The sequence below is a fragment of the Brevibacterium picturae genome (genome assembly GCF_900105045.1).
Lineage (GTDB): Bacteria > Actinomycetota > Actinomycetes > Actinomycetales > Brevibacteriaceae > Brevibacterium > Brevibacterium picturae.
Map to the genome: position 1 here is coordinate 1,072,734 of NZ_LT629739.1, position 16,325 is coordinate 1,089,058.

The window sequence follows — 16,325 nt, forward strand, 5'->3', positions numbered from 1 at the left end:
ACGCGACTTCCACGTCGCGTCACCGCGCGCGTTGCGCGCTTGTCCGCTCATCGTAGATCAGATTCCGACAATTGCCGAGACCGTTCGCGGCCGTGGCATTGGGTAGAGTGATCGGCATGCCTTACCGCACCATCGCCGCCCCCACCGAAGCCGAGATCGAGATCAAGAAGTCACGCTTCATTGGTTTCGTCGCACCGGTCGCCGACGAGGCAGAGGCCAGGGAAGTCATCGCCGAGCGCAGGAACGCTCATCCGAAGGCGCGCCATCACTGCACGGCGTTCGTCCTCGATCCCGATTCGCGCACACAGCGGTTCAGCGATGACGGTGAACCGGCGGGCACGGCCGGGGCACCGATCCTCGACGTCGTGACCGGTCATGGGCTGACCTTCGTCGTCGCGGTCGTGACCAGGTATTTCGGGGGAACTCTGCTGGGTGCGGGAGGACTCGTCCGCGCTTACGGCCAGGCCACCTCGGCGGCGTTGGACACGGGTCGCGTCGTGACGAAGCATGAGTTGGTGCCCGTGCGCGCCGACGTCGACTACTCCCAGGCCAATGCGCTTCAGCGGGCCGCCGGGAACCGCGGATGGACGACGCGAGCTCAGTACGGCGCGCAGGTGGAGGTCGATATGATGACCCCCGTCGCCGAGGTGGACGCTGCCCTGGCGATGTACGCAGACATCACCGCCGGACAGGCAGAACCGTCCGTCGGTGATGTCGAATGGGTGTGATCAGTGCCGGACGCTTCAGTCCAGCGTTGCGATCTTCCCGACCTGAGCATTGGTCAACATGACGAGATCTTCGGGTCGGATCTCGATTTCGAGACCGCGCCGACCTGCAGAGACGAAGACCGAGGAGTGCTCGAGCGCAGTGCGGTCGATGACGACCGGAACAGCATGGCGCTGGCCGAACGGGGAAACCCCACCGACCGGGTAGCCGGTGCGACGCTCGGTCTCGGCCACGCCCGCCAACTGAGCCTTCTTCGCTCCGCGTGCGGAGGACAGGCCCTTGAGGTCAAGCTGCCCGGATACGGGAACCAGAGCGGTGACGGGTGCGCCGTCGACCTGGATCATGAGGGTCTTGAACACCTGGTCGGAGCCGACGCCGAGCTTATCGGCGGCCTCTGACCCGTAACGGCGGGTCCTCGGATCGTGATCGAAGCTGTGCAGGGTGTAATCGATGCCTGCCAGGTTGAGTACGCGGACGGCCGGGGTAGCCGCGCTTGTCGGTTTGGATGCCACTGTCATATGGGGGTCGTGCCTCCTGCCCGTAAATCGGCGGGGACACGCGGAACATTTCTGTCCGGGGGCTGTTGACCCCTGTGTTCCCGCGTCGATACGGACGGAATGTTGTATCGAGTGCTGATGGGTACCCGCCCACAATAAGCGAAGTCGCGGCTCAAGCGCCAATCAATGACACACACTGAAGTGACAGATACCACCTACGACCTGGGGTGACGCCGGTGCTCACGGTCGACTGCGGAGGTTGTAGAGCTCAGCCCCAGCCGATCTCGTGGAGACGCTCGTCATCGATTCCGTAGAAGTGCGCGATCTCGTGAACGATCGTGATGACGATCTCGCTTCGCAGGTGGTCACGATCGTCGGCGAAGGCAATGAGGTTGTCACGGTAGAGGAAGATGTTGTCCGGCAGCTCGAGCCCGGAGTTGCCGCGCTCCCCCACAGGCGTCCCGTCGTAGAGTCCCAGCAGATGCGTGTTCCCATCCTCGGGCCGGTCTTCGACGAAGAGAGCAACATTGTCGAGCTCGTCGGTCACGCCCGCCGGAAGCTGGTCGAGTGCCTCATCGAGGATGACTTCGAACTCTTCTGCACTGAGGTCTTCCATGCCGCCAGCCTAACGGGGTGACCTTCGGGCGCGCTGAGGGCGTTGGCGGTGTCGGCACGGGGCGGCTGACTGAGGGGCTCGGCGGAGCGGGAGACAGCCGCAGAATCGGTGTGACCGAGGACACTCGATATCGTTTTGCATTCTCCGAAACGGTTGGGATAAGCTTAACGTCGTTGCCCCGGGGGAATCCGAGGACAACCTGGGCCCCCATCGTCTAGAGGCCTAGGACACCGCCCTTTCACGGCGGCGACACGGGTTCGAATCCCGTTGGGGGTACGGTGTAGGATTGGAAAGTCCGACACCACAACGGATAGAATAGTTACACCAGTTAGGCCCTGTAGCGCAGTTGGTTAGCGCGCCGCCCTGTCACGGCGGAGGTCGCCGGTTCGAGTCCGGTCAGGGTCGCGGAGCACAAAGGCTCTTCTTCGGAAGGGCCTTTGTTTCTCTCAGCGTACTTCGGTATGTTGCCGGCCTGGCTCTGTAGCTCAGTTGGTAGAGCGTTCGACTGAAAATCGAAAGGTCACCGGATCGACGCCGGTCGGAGCCACGAAACCCCCGGGAAACCGGGGGTTTTCTTTTTCTAACAGTCAGTCACCCCGCATAAACCCCGCACTTTCAGATCAGCCCTTTAAGTTGATCCTGCATCACTGCACCAGCCCGGGTGCTGCCCTTGAGTGTATTCATGTAGACATCCTGGGTCATCGACGGGTTCGCATGGCCGAGGAAGGCCGCGATCTCGGTCGCCGACATCCCGGCACGGTCAAGCATCGTCGCCGCCGTCTTGCGGAACGAGTGGGTTGAAAGTTTCGGGTACCCCAGTGAGTCGCGAACGTCCCGAAGCTCACGCTGTGTGTTCGAGGGGTCCCGCAATGTGAGCACCGCGGTCGGGAAAAGCAACGTTGTGTCCGCCTTCAACCGCTCGTACCGGCGGCGCAGAAGGTCCATCGTTGGTCCAGGCAACGGAGTGACGCGCCAAGCCGCATCAGTCTTTGGCACCGTCTGCCGGACGATTCCCCGCCCTTTCACACGAACGTTGGTCGCCACCACCTCTGCCGTGCCGGCGCTGAAGTCAATTGACGAAGCCTTCAAAGCGCAAGCCTCCCCTACCCTCCACCCCGACGCGACCATGAAATCCAACAACTCGACGGTGTCCTGCTCAACGAGGGTGGGAGCCTGCCGAAGCTTTCCCATAAGGTCCGGAAGGTCGTCTGGAGAAACAGCGGCAGCTCCCTTCTTGCCCTTTGGCTGGGCAATCCGCTCTACATCACGCACCGGGTTACGAGAAATGGCTCCGTTGCTCACCGCCAGCGACATCATTCCACTCAGCGTGGACCTGCAATTCTTCGTCGCCCCATGACCAGACTCTTTGTGCACTGTGTTGAGGAACTTCTGCAACCGGTCCGGCTTTGCCTCGGCAATGGTGAGGTCGCCAATCCTGGGAATGATATGCGCAGTGACGGCGTAGCCGTAGGTCTCAAGGGTGCCTTCGGAGCGTTCCAGGCCACGCTTATGCTCGAGGAACATCTGGCCAAGAATCCGTAGTGGCGTCGTCGGCCTCAGTTCGCCACCACGGCCAGCTTCGATGGTGAGAAGCGACTGCTTCAAGAAGGACTCTGCTTTGGGTTTGGTGGTGCCGTACTTCTCGACCTGTCTGGCCTTGCCATCGGCAAACCTGTAGCGGGTTCGTGCCCGCCATTTGCCTGGCCGCAGCTCAGTCACGTTGATCGTGCCATAGGTTCCAATGCTCTGACGAGGACGCCCCATCAGCGATCCTCTTCCAGGGCAGCACGGATCTCCTCGACGAGCACACGCGTGACCCGTCCTCGGGCCTGTGGCGTGCTATCTGGGCCGACGCGGCGGGCCGACTCGCCTTCGAGTGTTCGACCCCAGAGCTCTTCGGCCATTTGCTTGAGGTCGTCCGGATCCATCTCCAGCTTCTTGGCCGCGCGCTGTTCGGCTTGACTCGGAGGCAGGACGTCCTCCGCGTCCCAATCAGGCTCTGGCGGCATCTGGTACTCATCGACCAACTGAGCGTGAGCACTTGCGATCTCCGCGGCTGACAGCGGAGCTCCCCCTCGACGACGAACAGCCTCTTCGACCTCGTCATCGACGACGAATTCTCGTTGACGGTCTTTCAAACGCTTGCTCCCAACCTCGTCGCCCGAAGCTGGCCCAAATGGACCATCGATTACGGGGGCAGTGTCGGCCGCAGTCAACTCCACCTTTGAGCCAGTGAGGGCCCGTGCGACGAAAGACCTCTTCACCGGGTGCTCAGAACGGCCCACACACGGGCGGTCAAACTCCTCGGCGTCTCCGAGCAAGTCATCAAGCGTGAGTGACCTATCGCTGAGCTCCCCGAGCACAAGGGCGAGGGTCAACATGGTCGGCAGCGTCGGCGAGGCCTTCCCTCCCTCGATGGCCTGGACGCTAGAGAGACTCCAAGTGGCTCCATGTTCTCGTCCGCGACGGGCGACTGCCTCCAACGTGAGGGCGTGGTCCCGTCGATAGGTACGAACAAATTCTCCGATGGCGCTTGCGTAGGTCTTTGCTTCCATATGCCACAGACTACCAGCAACTCGTAACCTGTGCTAACGTTGATCACAAGCTACAGAAACCTGGTATTAATGTGAGGTGAGGAAGATGAACGAAGATCACGCAGCAGACAACGCTCTGCTCGACGCTAAGTCCCTGTCGGCCCAGACGGGCATGTCTGTCTCGACGATCTACAGAAAGCGCTCGAACGGAGAGTCACTGCCCCGGGCGGTCAAGTTCGGGAGTGCGGTGCGTTGGAGGCAGTCAGATGTCGATGCCTGGGTCGAGGCACACCTTGAGCCCGCCGAGGGGGTGGCGTAATGAAGCCTGGGACCTCGACAGCCAACCGTTGCTCCATTCGTGGCAGCGGGCACCCGGGGCCGCGCGATAACAGCGCATCGCCCCTGGCTGTACCACGTGTACCACGTCCGTGGAACACCACGTGGTACAACGTTTCCGCTGGTCAGCGCAGGCGTGTACCGCCGTTCCGCGTGTACCACGTGATTTCTGGTTCATTGTGGCTTAAGCACTCGAATACTTTGGCTGCACCCTTGCACCCTGAAACAGGAATGTGTTCTTCATTTCCCTCTTCTTTTGAGCGTCTTTGCAGGTCACACTGCATTTACCTGACGCGTGCAGACATCTGGAACTCGGCTTCAAGTTGGGTGCAAACGGACCTGCACCCCGCACCCCAGGGTGCAGACTTTGGCCACGCACGAACCTCGAACCTGCACCCTCTGACTGGAGGTGCCTGATGCGCAAGATGAAGCCGAAGGAAACGGCCCGCATCATCATGGTGGTCATCCCCACTGCCCGGTTGTCCGGTACTGCCGCAACTCAGCAATCGACTCTCATCGCGAACCTGACCGAGCGTGCACAGGTAAAGGCATGGGCTCTCGCCCTGCATGATCAGGACGATCCTGCCGCTGGCGGTTCGGGCGCATCCGGATCTCACTGGCAGATCGTTCTGCAGACCGCCAAGGATCTCCCTGCATCACGGTTCGAGTCATGGTTCTCCCGCTGTGAACCCGTCCGAAAGCTCGAAGGGGGTCACGACGGCTTCCTGGACGGTGTCCTGTACCTCACCCATGAGAATCACCCGGAAAAGGCCCAGTACCCCAGGTCGGCGATTGTCGCTTCACCCGGGTTGGACTGGGAAGCGGGGCTTCGGTCTCGTGAGCTCAAGGCGGAGGCTCGCAGCGGCGGCAAGGGACGCAATAAGGCCATCGCAGGTGTTCTCGACGGTCAGCTGTCTGCCATGGACGCGCGCCGTCGTGGCGTGAGCAATGATCGTGCCGTCCGGATCGCTCGGCACCAGTACCTTGCCGGTCTTGGTTCTGAGGAACTTCCTCCTGTCCGAGTCAACTTCTATCTCGAGTTGCCCTCGACTCAGCACCCCAGCGGTCTGCGCCTGGCGGAGGCACTGGCGCGAACGCTCTCGGCCGATCGCCGGATGTTCCGGTTGGTCGGTTCCAACGTCGATGACTACGACGGCGAGGACGTTCTGCTGATGTCGAGCAGTTTGGAGAGCTGGGGTGAGTCACTCTACGGAATGAGGATGTGGCACAAGTCGGGTCGCCTTGGCGGAGTGCGAGAAATGCTCGCTGTGCTCGGTGCCACCCCTGCGCCACACACACTGCCGACCAAGTACGGGCCCACGCAGTTGATCCACCGGCACACGGTGATCATCGGCACCGAGCCGTTTGCTGAGTTCCGCGGTGAGCTGGAGAAAGCGTATGAGAAGGTCATCGCTTCTGATGCACGTGAGCAGTCCTTCCTGTCGCTACCCGTGGTCGTGCCGGTCGAAGCGAACGAGTTCTCGATTCAGGCGTCGACTCGATTCGCCCTTGGCCGCGGAGAATTGGATCAGTTCGTCGAGGTCGAGCGCGTCCGTCTCGGGATCGCCGAGGCGCTCGAGCGCGCCCGCCTCGTGGAGCCGGAAAAGCGCTCGCATGTCGTTCGTGAAATCGAGCAGCGACAGACCGAGCCCATCCATGCGGTCGGCACCAGGGTCGCCAGCGGAATGGTCGACAACCAGGTGCTCAGCGCCGACGAGGTGCTTACCGAGTTTGCTGACCTGGGCCAGCCCGTCGTGGCGATCGAAAGAAATGCATCATGACTAACTTCAACGACAAGAGAGCCTCAGAGGATTCTGACGCCCGCGACGACTCTTTCAGTGCACTGGCCGAGCGCGAGGTAGCGGATTGGCCGCGTCTCACCGCTGAGCAGGGCACTGTACTCGCGAACTTCCTTAGTCTGACCTCTAAGTCGGCCGAGGTGGAGGACCCGGTGAATCCCCACAATAAGCATGAAAACACGACGCATGGTCCAGACGAGCGCATCGGCCACCTCCGTGCATGGGCACGTGGCGATCTCGCACTGGAGGCCTCCGTCGAGCTGCTCATCGGTGCCCTCAACGGCAGCCTGCTGGACGGCCCCTGGATCAGTCGGGATGAACAGGGCCACTGGTACTTCTACACGAAGCACACTGTGGCTGAGAGTGGACACCTGAGCGGCGGGGAGAGACGTGTGCTGGCCATCGCCACGAGCCTCGCTGACATTGATCTACCAGTCGACCTTAGCAACGCCATTACGGGCCTCGACTCTGTCGAGCTGCGACTTGTGCTGCAAGCACTTGATCACGCCGGTGGCGGCACGGGGGCTCTCGGCCGACTCGAACGGAACCCCAATGAGCCGCGATAGGGACACCCGTGAGACCTCGAACAGGCCACAAGAACAAGATGAGCTGGCGGGTCCGGCTGATGTCCGAAGATCGTCTCTCGAGGGTACTTTGAGAGGCCCGAGTGAGACCTCGATTCGTCCACTGGAACTGAGGGGCAATTCCCGCGTCCTGCAGACGTCCCTTTTGAGCACGCAGGAAGGCCATGATGAGCCCTCGTTCAGTCCACGGCCAGTTCAAGGGGTCAGGGTCATGCCCTGGTTGCCGCTGATTGGTCGTTCCAGGCTCCAGTCGGAACGGTCGAAGGCATCACGGGTGCCGCCAACAGTGCTCGCTTCCTTCGACAGTTGGCACGTGTTGCGTTCCACACAGGCGCATCGTTCAACTGCGACTGGAGTTCGGCAAATGACTTGGTCGCGCACGTCGCCGTGCCGCAATCGCCGTCCCAGTGGGGCGGCGATGAAGGCACCGTGCTGCTCGGTTCTTCGCTGTTTGCCCGCGCAGCGGCTCCCGGAGGGCCCCGGACAACTGGAGCGCAGCGGAAGTTGTCTTACGGGGTTAATACATTTTCTTGTCCGGCCACTCCGAGGCCCACTTCGTCTCACATCAACGAAGAAATGGGCAGGAGTGGCCGGACAAGAGAATGTGTCGGCTCGAGATGTGCGGGGCTGCGAAGCAGGAGGGGTCCCCGCCCATCGTGAGTCGGTTTTCACCAAAGCACACGATTGAGGAGTGAAGTGATGGACACGGTCATCGGACGCACGGGCTTCCACGCTCAGCACACGAAGAATGTTGGTGAGCGAGGCGCGATCGTGCACGAGATGATGCGCGAGCTCGACGAGGACTCAATCGCGTATTGGGCGACGAGGAATCCGAACATCGTCATCGCTGACGAGGTACTCAACGAGGCCATGGTCAACGACGGAGCCGGAGGCTTCAGGGCCTGTGCCGACCGTCAGGAAGTCCTGGACTACGGAGCGGACCGGGTCCGTCGGGTGAAGCGGAAGTTCCGTGATGACAAGCTCGACCCGAAGACGGGCAAGATGAAGGGCGGGACCGTGACGACGTCACTTCTGGTCTCGCATTTGCCGAAGTCGATGTGCATCGAGATCCCGGGCTACTATCCCGTTCTGGACAAGAAGACTGGCGAACCAGTGGTGGATGCCGACGGCGATCCGATGATGCGTAGCCGTTGGGTCGCGCGTGATCGAGATGATGCTCGACACTATTTCCAGGAAGTCGTCCAGTACCTGACGGACGAAGCGATTCCTGGCGGTACCGAGGCCGTCCTCGGTTACGACATTCAGCACAGCGAGTCCACCCCGCACGTGCAGATCCTCGCAGATACGTTTGCCGAGGATCCGAAGGATGAGGACGCCCTCCGGGTGGAGTCGTCCCGGGCATGGTTCTCGCACCGTGACGTTAAGGACGACAAGGGGAAGCAGAAGAGCGGTCCGACGAAGTTGCGCGAGTACCACGCCGGCCTCAAGCAGCACCTCCTCGATCTCGGCTACGACATCTCTGCTGACTTCGACGAAGCGCGTCATCTCGTCGGCATGGGCAAGGACGAGTACGGACAGACGATGGATGCGAAGCGCCATGTCGACACTCTCAAGGACCGGGCTGTCGAAGACCACGAGAAGCTCAACGAATGGGATACATCACTTCTGGACCTCAGGGACCAGTTGGCGGACCGTGCCGAGCATCTCGACGAGCGCCAACGCAACCTCGAAGCCCGCGAATCGGAGCTTCCGACTCTGCGCCGGCATGTCGAAGAGATGGGCCGCGAGGACGGGGTCAAGGCAGCCGCAGCTGCGAACGACAAGATCGTTAAGCAGAGGATCGCAGCAACTCTCGCACCGGCCTGGTCTGCGGTGGACCGCCAGCGAAAAGAACTCGAGGGCCTCCTCGCACAGGCGGCCCAGGACCGAGAGAATTACCTTATTGCCGCCACGCAGCTCGAGCAGTACAACCGAACCCTTCAGCCACTCGTCGAGAAGTGGGAGCGGGCCAACCCGCACACAGAGAGGGGTGCCAAGGCGCAACGGAGCGCGACGCTGATCCGGCAGATTGAACAGCGAGCAGCTGAACTTCGAGAGAACACCCCCACCGATGATGTCGAGTTCGGTGACTGACCACTTGATTCATTTCTACGAAAGGAACTCAGAGATGATCTATGGCTATACGCGCACTTCCACGAAGGACAAGCAGGACGACGATCTCCAGCGTCGGGCGTTGAACGATGTCGGCGTCGACGGGAACCACATCTACTCTGATCAGATCTCGGGCTCCAAGACCACGAGTTCCCGGTCCGGCTGGTCATCACTTGATGATCGGCTCGAGGATGGTGACGAGCTCATCGTCTGGAGGATCGATCGGATTGGCAGGTCGATGATCGACGTGATTACAACCGTCACCGCTCTGACTGAGCGCGGCATCGCGGTACGCTCTCTCACCGATGGCATCAACCCCTCGACCCGAGAAGGTCGGCTGATGCTCAACCTTATGGCGACGTTCGCCGAATACGAGCGAGAGCTCATCCAAGAACGCGTCCAGGCCGGGGTCAACGTTGCACGCGCCCGCGGGGTGCAGTTCGGACGGCCGCCAGCCGACCCGGTGGCAGTCGCCCGGAAGCTGCGCATCATCAATCGCCTAGTCGACGAAGAAGGTCTCTCCGTCGCCGAGGCCGCACAGACTCAGAGGTGGTCGAAGGCCACGTACTACCGCTACAAAGGAAAGGTACTCAAATGAACACCAACGACACCGAACAGATGCACGCCCAGATCGATCGCTTCGACCGGATCCAGGAGAGTGTCGACGCCAGCGCCTTCGCAGATGCGGTCATCGGCGAGTTCACGGAACTTGGCAACTCCCAGACGTTTGAAGCAACTCTCGCAGAAGACCCACTCATTAGGGCCGTCGCAGACGTCACGCCTAATGGTGACATTGCCTCGGTCGACGTCTTCGTGTCGCGAGACGGCCATCGGATTTCGAAGATGGAGGTCACGACGGGAAGCGGTCTCTGGCAGGCGATGGACGTCTGGCTCAGGGATCTCCGGGAGACCTGGATTGAGGAATGAACGTCTCGACAAGTCCCTTTTGAGACCCGGACTTATGAGACTGGGTTTTTAAGACGTAGGTGCCCACGCTCCAAGAGGTGGCGTGGGCGTCTCGTTTAGGTGGTGTCTACGAGGCACCACACTCGGTCCCCAGCGGCCATCTATCGTCGACGAACCGATCTTCCATATTGAGGCCTCGGCAGCGTGCTTGGCGTCAAGACCCTGACACACGGTAGTATTGATTCATCACGACCGGTTCCGCCTACTTCGGTAGGCCCAGGGCTGGTCCTCATCTTTCTCAGGTGGTGTTTAGTCCATTCCCCACTTGTAGCGCCTCTACTGTGGTCAATAACCCTTGGTTCCGCGCCTGGATCGAGGCATCCAGAAGACGCCAGTTCTCGATACTTCCGCGGCATTCAAGTAGTGCATCGGCTACCGGCTGAGATTCAAGCCCATCATAGAAGGTAGTCCGAACCTCACCCTTCACCTGCGACAGTTCGATGAAATCGGGCAGCTTTGGCCGGGCACGTCGAGGTACCGCAACTTTGATCTGCCGAGGGTTCACATCGGCGAGTCCAAACAGTGCCAACACTGACTCACCGTAGAGGTAAGCGCCCTCGCCTGCACGCAGCAGCGCCTCGCCGGACCATCGTCGTCATTGCCGCCGCCGAAATCAGTCCTAGTGGATCGGCCAGTTCAATCAGACGTACTCGCGGAGTAGAGCGGCGACCCGGGCGTTGATTTCGTCAGCACGAGCAAGGATTTGGGCTTCTTCATCAGGGGTGATCTTGGGTGGAGCCTCTGGTGGTCGAGGCAGTGGTTCTTCCATAGATTTTGGCGGTGCCTCGTAGAGCAGCTCGAGTTGCCTGATGAGTGTCGAGAGCGACGATGGGTGCATTGATGAGTAGGGATCGACCCATCCCCAGCGGTCGATGGCAGGCAAGAGGTTGGCGAAGTTCGGCCAGTCCTTCCAGGCTGAGTTCGGTGCCGCACTCTGATGTCGAGTGCAGTTCGTGCGCTGGTCGTGTTGGTGGATGAGTTGGCGGATGCCACCACGACCCCAGTCGCTGTTGGCCCCGAGGACATCGAGCCAAGCCCATACTGCGCAGCTCACGCATTCGACCTGTTCCGCGGAGCCCTCGAGGTCAGGCAGACGCTGTTCAAAGTGATGAGGTGTCAGTGATCGTATTGTGGTTCGGGTGAGCCCAAGACCGCCTTGGGTCTCAGGCGCAATGAGTACCGCAGCACAGAGAAGCCTGCGGGTCTTCAGCCGAGTCGACCACGGGATGCTCCTCCCCCACGAAAGATGAGCGCCAGCTCGTAACAGCTGATGTAGCGCACTCGGGTCCTCGCGCAGAGCCGTCGGCCATGCCGGGGCTCGCACCTTGACCGCAGGCGGCCGGAGCGCGGCGAGGACGGATCGTGACGGGTGTGCTTGTCGCATGAACCGTGCGAGCGTCATCTCATCACGAAAAGCCGCCGAGGTTCCGGTGACCGTGCACCAATCGATCCAGAGTGAAGGCAGTGCAACCGCGGTTTTCATCTCACTACAGTGACATGAAATCCTGGGCAGGGAGTAGGGTACCGGTTACTAGCCTGCGAGCAAGGTAATCCATAACTTGGCGCGCGTAGCGGGGAAAATAAGCTATGGAGACTGGGGTCGCAGTTATGAGCGGGAGAAGACCCAGATGAATTATCTTCCCGCGTCCTCAGATCTATACCGATATCTCCCTGGCCAGGCTCTAGTGAGATAGATTACGGCTGCGACTATCACAATCAGACTTCCACAAGCAGTGATGGTCATTCCAACGCCGAATAGTTCGCCACTAACACCACCAAACGCCGGGCCGATTCCCTGGACCGTCATAAGTCCTGCTCCGAGTAGTGCGAATCCCTGGCCGCGCGTCGGCCCTCCGAGTGCTTCAGCAAACGGCAGCTGCAGGCCCAAGCTGTACGCAAAACCAATTCCGGACACAAACAGGGCAACCCATAGAATCCAAAGGTCATCGACGATGGCGAACAGGGCTAGCGGTGCTCCCATCACGCACATCAGTGGGCACACGAGTTGTTGCCGAGCGTGTGGCGTCAAAAGCCGGCCAAGCGTACCCTGACCGACAAACATTCCGATCGGTAGTGCAACCATCAATGCACCAGGAGAGACCGACCCATTCCACTGTTGAGTGACAAAAGGAACCAAGAGACCCTCAGCCCCCGCGAAGATGCCGATCGGAGCCCATTGCATTGCGAACAGCAGCGGCATTCCGGGTCGTGAGAAGATCGTTCGTATATTCTTGAGACTTCCCTTCAGTAACGTCTGACGATCGTCAGTCGCGTCCAGCCCGCCAATCATCGGCTCGGCGAGGACGCCGAAACTGACGCCGATACCGGCGGTGGGCACAGCGATCACGGCAGATGCGCGAAGCCCAGCGATGCGTCCCTCAGTCACGAGATCACTTCCCCTCGACGTCAACGCTACCTAACACCTATGATGTGTCAAGACCATTAAGATGAAATCGAGTCGCGAGCGAGGCTGCCTTTGCCATCACAATCACGTGCCGCCACCATCCCCCTGATCGGCGGGCGCCCCTGCCTCGACCTAGCCAACACGGTCAGCTGGCGGCCCGTGTCCGATCGTCGGGAGGAACACCTGCTCGAGCCCGACGACGCGCTGACGTGGTGCGTGCGCGCCGGGGTCCTCGACCAGGCCGAAGCCGATCAGCTGGACCAGACGTTCACGGCCCACCCGCACCGGGGCCGCGCCCTCATCGACGAGCTGGTCGACCTGCGCCAAAGCGTCTGGCAGCACGTCGTCGATGCAGCCGAACCCGATGTCCAGGCTCTGTCACCCCTGGTCATCGCCGCCCTGACCCACTGCCGACTGCAAGCAGCCGACGACGCCGCGCAGTGGGCCGCAGTGATCCTCGATGAACACACTCCCGCTCGACGCGTCACCCTCGACCTGCTCGACATGCTCACGCATCCCACCGGCCGGATCGGCCAATGCTCCGACGCCACATGCGGGTGGGCCTTCGTCGACACCAGCCGCGCCCGGAACCGCCGATGGTGCAGCTCAGCCGACTGCGGCAACCGCCACAGAGGCCGACAGCACTACGCGCGAAGTCGATAGCCTCTTGTCACCCGGGGATGAATCTGCTGTCCGGCAACACGACTCCTATACGAACGCTCGGCTTCATGGCCCCTTGTGCATCGGATTGCCGCACAGCAGACTGAAGGTATGTTCGAAGACTTCAGCTCTGAAATGGTCGATGCCGGCCGACTGGAGTTGTTCGTCCGCCACGGCGGCGACGGCCCGCCCGTTCTGCTGCTGCTGCACGGCCACCCCCGCACCTCGGCCACGTGGCATCGGGTCGCTCCACGGCTCGTCGAGCAGGCCGATCTCGCCATGCGTGCGCCACCGGTTCACCCATTTGGAGGCGCATGCCCGTGAGATTCCCATCTCGGCCGCGACGTGCGCGATCGGGCGGGTTTTGCACCGTTCAATGAGACGCCGGCGACCTTCGAAGGACAGGGCTGCGTTCGCGTGAGTCACTTTATGGACGCGGCGGTCCAACCCGAATGGACACCGGTCAGATCGGTTGACAGCTGCCACAGTCGGCTGGCGCTTTCACGGTTGAGCGCGTGTTCACGAACACCGCCATCGTCCATCGACCCAGCGGGGTCGGCTATGCGGGCGATGTCGCAGTCTTCGCAGTACGTCCCGCCGAGGCTGCTGAGGCTGGGCGAGGTCGCCGCCCATAGGCCAGTGGCCGCTCCCTGACTCGGTGTCTTGAAGCCGCGCCCGATGATGTTGCCGTCGGCGTCGACCCAACCGAGTTCGATCTGCTCGGTGCGGGTGAGGTCTCGTTGGAGCTCAGTGAGGATCGGTCCGGGATGCAACGAGAACGCGCGAATCCCGTCAGACTGCGCCAGCTGGTCGAGTTGGGCTGCGAATAGGATGTTGGCGGTCTTCGATTGACCGTATGCCCGCCACTTGTCGTAGCTAGCCTCGAAGTGCAGGTCGTCCCAGCGGATGTCAGACACGTGATGCCCGGCCGAGGAGTAGCAGATCACGCGGGCCGTCTCGACCAGGAGCGGTCGGAGCAGGTTGATCAGAGCGAAATGGCCAAGGTGATTGATCGCGAACTGGCTCTCCCAACCCGGTCCGACGCGGCGCTGTGGTGAAGCCATCACTCCTGCCGCCGCCACGACGAGGTCCAGGTGCGTCCCTGATTCTACCAGTTGCTCACTGGTTTCTCGGACGCTGCGAAGATCCGCCAAGTCCATCGGGACGATGGTGCACTCAAGCTCGCCCAGCCGCTCCCGCGCAAGCCTGGGACGTCGAGCCGGCACGACCACACGAGCACCCGCAGCCACCAGCGCCCGGGTGGTTTCCAAGCCGAGACCGGAGTACCCGCCGGTGACGAGAGCTGTCGCGCCATGCAGGTCAATGCCAGCCATGACGTCCTGGGCGGTCGAGGTCGCCGTGTATCCGGAATGAATGGATTGCTGATTTAGATGGTTCATGCGTACAACGCTAGAATCTAGAGTGGACTCTAGGTCAACCAAGAGGGACGGTGCGCACCATGCAATCAGAAGTGACCACAGCTCAGGGGCTGTCCATCGGCGAGGTTGCCGAACGCACTGGCATGAGCGTGCACGCCCTGCGCTACTACGAGCAGCAGCAACTCCTGATCGGGCCAGTGTCACGCACTACTGGCGGCAGAAGGATCTACACGCCCGTCGACGTAGACTGGCTACAGATCTGCGTCAAGCTCCGTGAGTCTGGCATGCCTCTGGCCGAGTTGAAGCACTTCGCCGAGCTGGTGCGTTTGGGGCCAGGAAACGAGGACGAGCGCCTCGCACTCCTCGACGCGCACCGGCAGCGAGTCGATTCCCAGATACAGGCACTCCAGGAATGCCGAGAAGTGATCGAGTGGAAGGTCGACATCTACAACAGGCACCTACGTGACGGCGAAGCAAAGGGACTGTGGGACCCAACGACGCGCGACACCACTGCGCAGCGACTGTCAACAACCTCCTGACCCGCAACAACTAGGGCAAGCGGGCCTGAGAAGCATCGAGAGTAGGACAACGATGCTTGATCGCTGTTCATCATGATCAATCATCTCCGAATATCGGTCCAGGACGAGGCATTTCTGGGACACCATTTCGAGGTTCGATCTCCGGGCCCCCACCACTGCAAGGCCCTACTCCCCTTGTCCGGACAGGCCGGGTCCCGGCAGGACATGCAGAGTCGCGTAGTACTGGGTAGCTCCGATATCAGAGGGCGTCGGAGTTCCTCACCATAGGACTTTCGGAGTTTTGTACCCTGTAGCATTAACGAAAGGCTGCGTCGCGCTAACCGGTGGCGGAAAGCGTGCTCAATCGGTGCCTCAAACTGGCAGTTCGACCCTGACGCGCACCCCGGCCGTTCTTTGGGAGCCGGAACTAGGGTTCCACGACGGCAACAGCTTCAATCTCAATAAGCAGGTTCGGGTCTGCCAATCTGGAGACTCCGACATGGGTGCGCGTCGGGCAGCTGGCGTTGAAGAAGGTCGTATAGACGGTGTTAACGACGTCCTGCTGATCCATACGTGTGTTGTAGATCGTAACCTTGACGATGTCGCTTCGGGCCCCGCCGCCGGCCCTAACGAGATTGTCGATGTTCTCCAAGCAAGCCCTCGTCTGTTCCTTTAAGCTAGCTTTGGAGGCTGGCACAGGGTTGTTGGAGCCAATAACAGGAAATGTCTGTCCGGAAGTGTAGATGGTGATTCCCGAGGTCCGTACGAGCGGCGCAAACGGAGGTTTCAGTATCCCTGTTACGTCGGCCAGCGTCTCCGACCAGTGGGCCTCGAGACCGGCATCGATGTATTCATGCATGAGAGATTCCTTGCTGTTATGAACGGTCGGCGATGGCCGATATACCGGTTAGTGGACGGTAGATAATGGCTCCGAAGATCAGTTCGACGGGATAGGCGAAATTCGCTCCGTCAAATGGGTCACCCGGAGATGGATCTAGCTTATTGTGGTGTTCGCCGCTAAGAGCCCCGCAACTTCTGTTGTTGATGTTGTGTCGCAGGAAAATGAAGGTACGAGGTCGCGTCAGCCCAATTGGGGTAGAGCACAGATTCCAGAACTGCATTGGCACTGAGTGTCCACATCGGTGTCAGAGTCGGCGAGTCACGAAAACTCGGGCGATGTGATGTTGGGCTAGA

At 60.9% G+C, this 16,325-nt stretch carries 17 protein-coding genes, 3 tRNA genes and 1 pseudogene; 12 read left to right on the forward strand and 9 right to left on the reverse strand.

Annotated elements, in window-relative coordinates; translation table 11 throughout:
* The first annotated feature begins 116 nt into the window (after positions 1-116).
* Positions 117-728 carry a YigZ family protein gene (locus BLT92_RS05085; RefSeq protein ID WP_092103747.1) on the forward strand — a complete coding sequence of 204 codons (612 nt, stop codon included), beginning with the start codon at positions 117-119 and terminating at the stop codon, positions 726-728.
* Between the two features lie 15 nt (positions 729-743).
* On the opposite strand, the gene ybaK is transcribed toward BLT92_RS05085, so the two are convergent.
* Complete coding sequence (gene ybaK, locus BLT92_RS05090) at positions 744-1,244, reverse strand: Cys-tRNA(Pro) deacylase (protein WP_092103749.1); 501 nt, start codon at positions 1,242-1,244, stop codon at positions 744-746.
* 247 nt (positions 1,245-1,491) lie between these two features.
* Positions 1,492-1,839, reverse strand: coding sequence for a metallopeptidase family protein (locus BLT92_RS05095; protein WP_092103751.1), 348 nt, complete (start codon positions 1,837-1,839; stop codon positions 1,492-1,494).
* Positions 1,840-2,042: 203 nt separating this feature from the next.
* Between BLT92_RS05095 and BLT92_RS05100 the strand changes: the two genes are divergently transcribed.
* The 3 genes from BLT92_RS05100 (at position 2,043) to BLT92_RS05110 (ending at position 2,386) form a co-directional block, all read left to right on the forward strand.
* Positions 2,043-2,115, forward strand: a tRNA-Glu gene (locus BLT92_RS05100).
* A 55-nt stretch (positions 2,116-2,170) separates the two neighbouring features.
* Positions 2,171-2,244, forward strand: a tRNA-Asp gene (locus BLT92_RS05105).
* A gap of 69 nt (positions 2,245-2,313) precedes the next feature.
* Positions 2,314-2,386: transfer RNA gene (locus BLT92_RS05110), tRNA-Phe, on the forward strand.
* Positions 2,387-2,454: 68 nt separating this feature from the next.
* On the opposite strand, the gene BLT92_RS05115 is transcribed toward BLT92_RS05110, so the two are convergent.
* Positions 2,455-3,603 carry a tyrosine-type recombinase/integrase gene (locus tag BLT92_RS05115; protein ID WP_092103753.1) on the reverse strand — a complete coding sequence of 383 codons (1,149 nt, stop codon included), beginning with the start codon at positions 3,601-3,603 and terminating at the stop codon, positions 2,455-2,457.
* Entirely contained in the window at positions 3,603-3,977 is a 375-nt protein-coding gene (locus tag BLT92_RS20780; RefSeq protein WP_231939032.1) for a hypothetical protein, read from the reverse strand. Before BLT92_RS20780 ends, BLT92_RS05115 begins: the two co-directional genes overlap by 1 nt.
* A 502-nt stretch (positions 3,978-4,479) precedes the next feature.
* Here BLT92_RS20780 and BLT92_RS05125 point away from each other — a divergent pair.
* The 6 genes from BLT92_RS05125 to BLT92_RS05150 all read left to right on the forward strand — a co-directional run bounded on the left by BLT92_RS05125 (position 4,480) and on the right by BLT92_RS05150 (position 10,131).
* Positions 4,480-4,692, forward strand: coding sequence for a helix-turn-helix transcriptional regulator (locus tag BLT92_RS05125; RefSeq protein WP_092103757.1), 213 nt, complete (start codon positions 4,480-4,482; stop codon positions 4,690-4,692).
* Between the two features lie 433 nt (positions 4,693-5,125).
* Positions 5,126-6,490: a hypothetical protein gene (locus tag BLT92_RS05130; protein ID WP_092103759.1), complete on the forward strand. Its 1,365-nt coding sequence runs from the start codon at positions 5,126-5,128 to the stop codon at positions 6,488-6,490.
* Positions 6,487-7,074: a hypothetical protein gene (locus BLT92_RS05135; protein ID WP_092103761.1), complete on the forward strand. Its 588-nt coding sequence runs from the start codon at positions 6,487-6,489 to the stop codon at positions 7,072-7,074. The genes BLT92_RS05130 and BLT92_RS05135 overlap by 4 nt, the downstream gene beginning before the upstream one ends.
* Before the next feature lie 717 nt (positions 7,075-7,791).
* Positions 7,792-9,186 (forward strand): hypothetical protein, encoded by a 1,395-nt coding sequence (locus BLT92_RS05140; protein ID WP_092103763.1) that lies wholly within the window; start codon positions 7,792-7,794, stop codon positions 9,184-9,186.
* A 34-nt stretch (positions 9,187-9,220) separates the two neighbouring features.
* Positions 9,221-9,802, forward strand: a complete 582-nt coding sequence (locus BLT92_RS05145; protein WP_092103765.1) for a recombinase family protein — start codon at positions 9,221-9,223, stop codon at positions 9,800-9,802.
* The gene (locus tag BLT92_RS05150; protein ID WP_092103767.1) at positions 9,799-10,131 is read left to right on the forward strand and encodes a hypothetical protein; all 333 of its coding nucleotides are present in this window, start codon (positions 9,799-9,801) and stop codon (positions 10,129-10,131) included. Before BLT92_RS05145 ends, BLT92_RS05150 begins: the two co-directional genes overlap by 4 nt.
* 277 nt (positions 10,132-10,408) lie before the next feature.
* On the opposite strand, the gene BLT92_RS05155 is transcribed toward BLT92_RS05150, so the two are convergent.
* Positions 10,409-10,702 (reverse strand): hypothetical protein, encoded by a 294-nt coding sequence (locus BLT92_RS05155; RefSeq protein ID WP_197679663.1) that lies wholly within the window; start codon positions 10,700-10,702, stop codon positions 10,409-10,411.
* Positions 10,703-10,810: 108 nt separating this feature from the next.
* Positions 10,811-11,224 (reverse strand): hypothetical protein, encoded by a 414-nt coding sequence (locus tag BLT92_RS05160; protein WP_092103768.1) that lies wholly within the window; start codon positions 11,222-11,224, stop codon positions 10,811-10,813.
* A 1,422-nt stretch (positions 11,225-12,646) separates the two neighbouring features.
* On the opposite strand from BLT92_RS05160, the gene BLT92_RS05170 reads away from it, so the two are divergent.
* Positions 12,647-13,237, forward strand: coding sequence for a CGNR zinc finger domain-containing protein (locus BLT92_RS05170; protein WP_092103771.1), 591 nt, complete (start codon positions 12,647-12,649; stop codon positions 13,235-13,237).
* A gap of 252 nt (positions 13,238-13,489) precedes the next feature.
* Here the strand turns inward: BLT92_RS05170 and BLT92_RS05175 are convergent.
* Positions 13,490-13,660, reverse strand: a pseudogene (locus BLT92_RS05175) (helix-turn-helix domain-containing protein); the annotation flags it as partial.
* Entirely contained in the window at positions 13,657-14,634 is a 978-nt protein-coding gene (locus tag BLT92_RS05180) for an SDR family NAD(P)-dependent oxidoreductase (protein ID WP_092103773.1), read from the reverse strand. The pseudogene BLT92_RS05175 and the gene BLT92_RS05180, both read right to left, overlap by 4 nt.
* Before the next feature lie 59 nt (positions 14,635-14,693).
* On the opposite strand from BLT92_RS05180, the gene BLT92_RS05185 reads away from it, so the two are divergent.
* Entirely contained in the window at positions 14,694-15,152 is a 459-nt protein-coding gene (locus BLT92_RS05185) for a MerR family transcriptional regulator (protein ID WP_092103775.1), read from the forward strand.
* Positions 15,153-15,558: 406 nt separating this feature from the next.
* Here BLT92_RS05185 and BLT92_RS05190 read toward each other — a convergent pair whose 3' ends face one another.
* Positions 15,559-15,990 (reverse strand): RidA family protein, encoded by a 432-nt coding sequence (locus BLT92_RS05190; RefSeq protein WP_092103777.1) that lies wholly within the window; start codon positions 15,988-15,990, stop codon positions 15,559-15,561.
* Positions 15,991-16,325 lie beyond the last annotated feature (335 nt).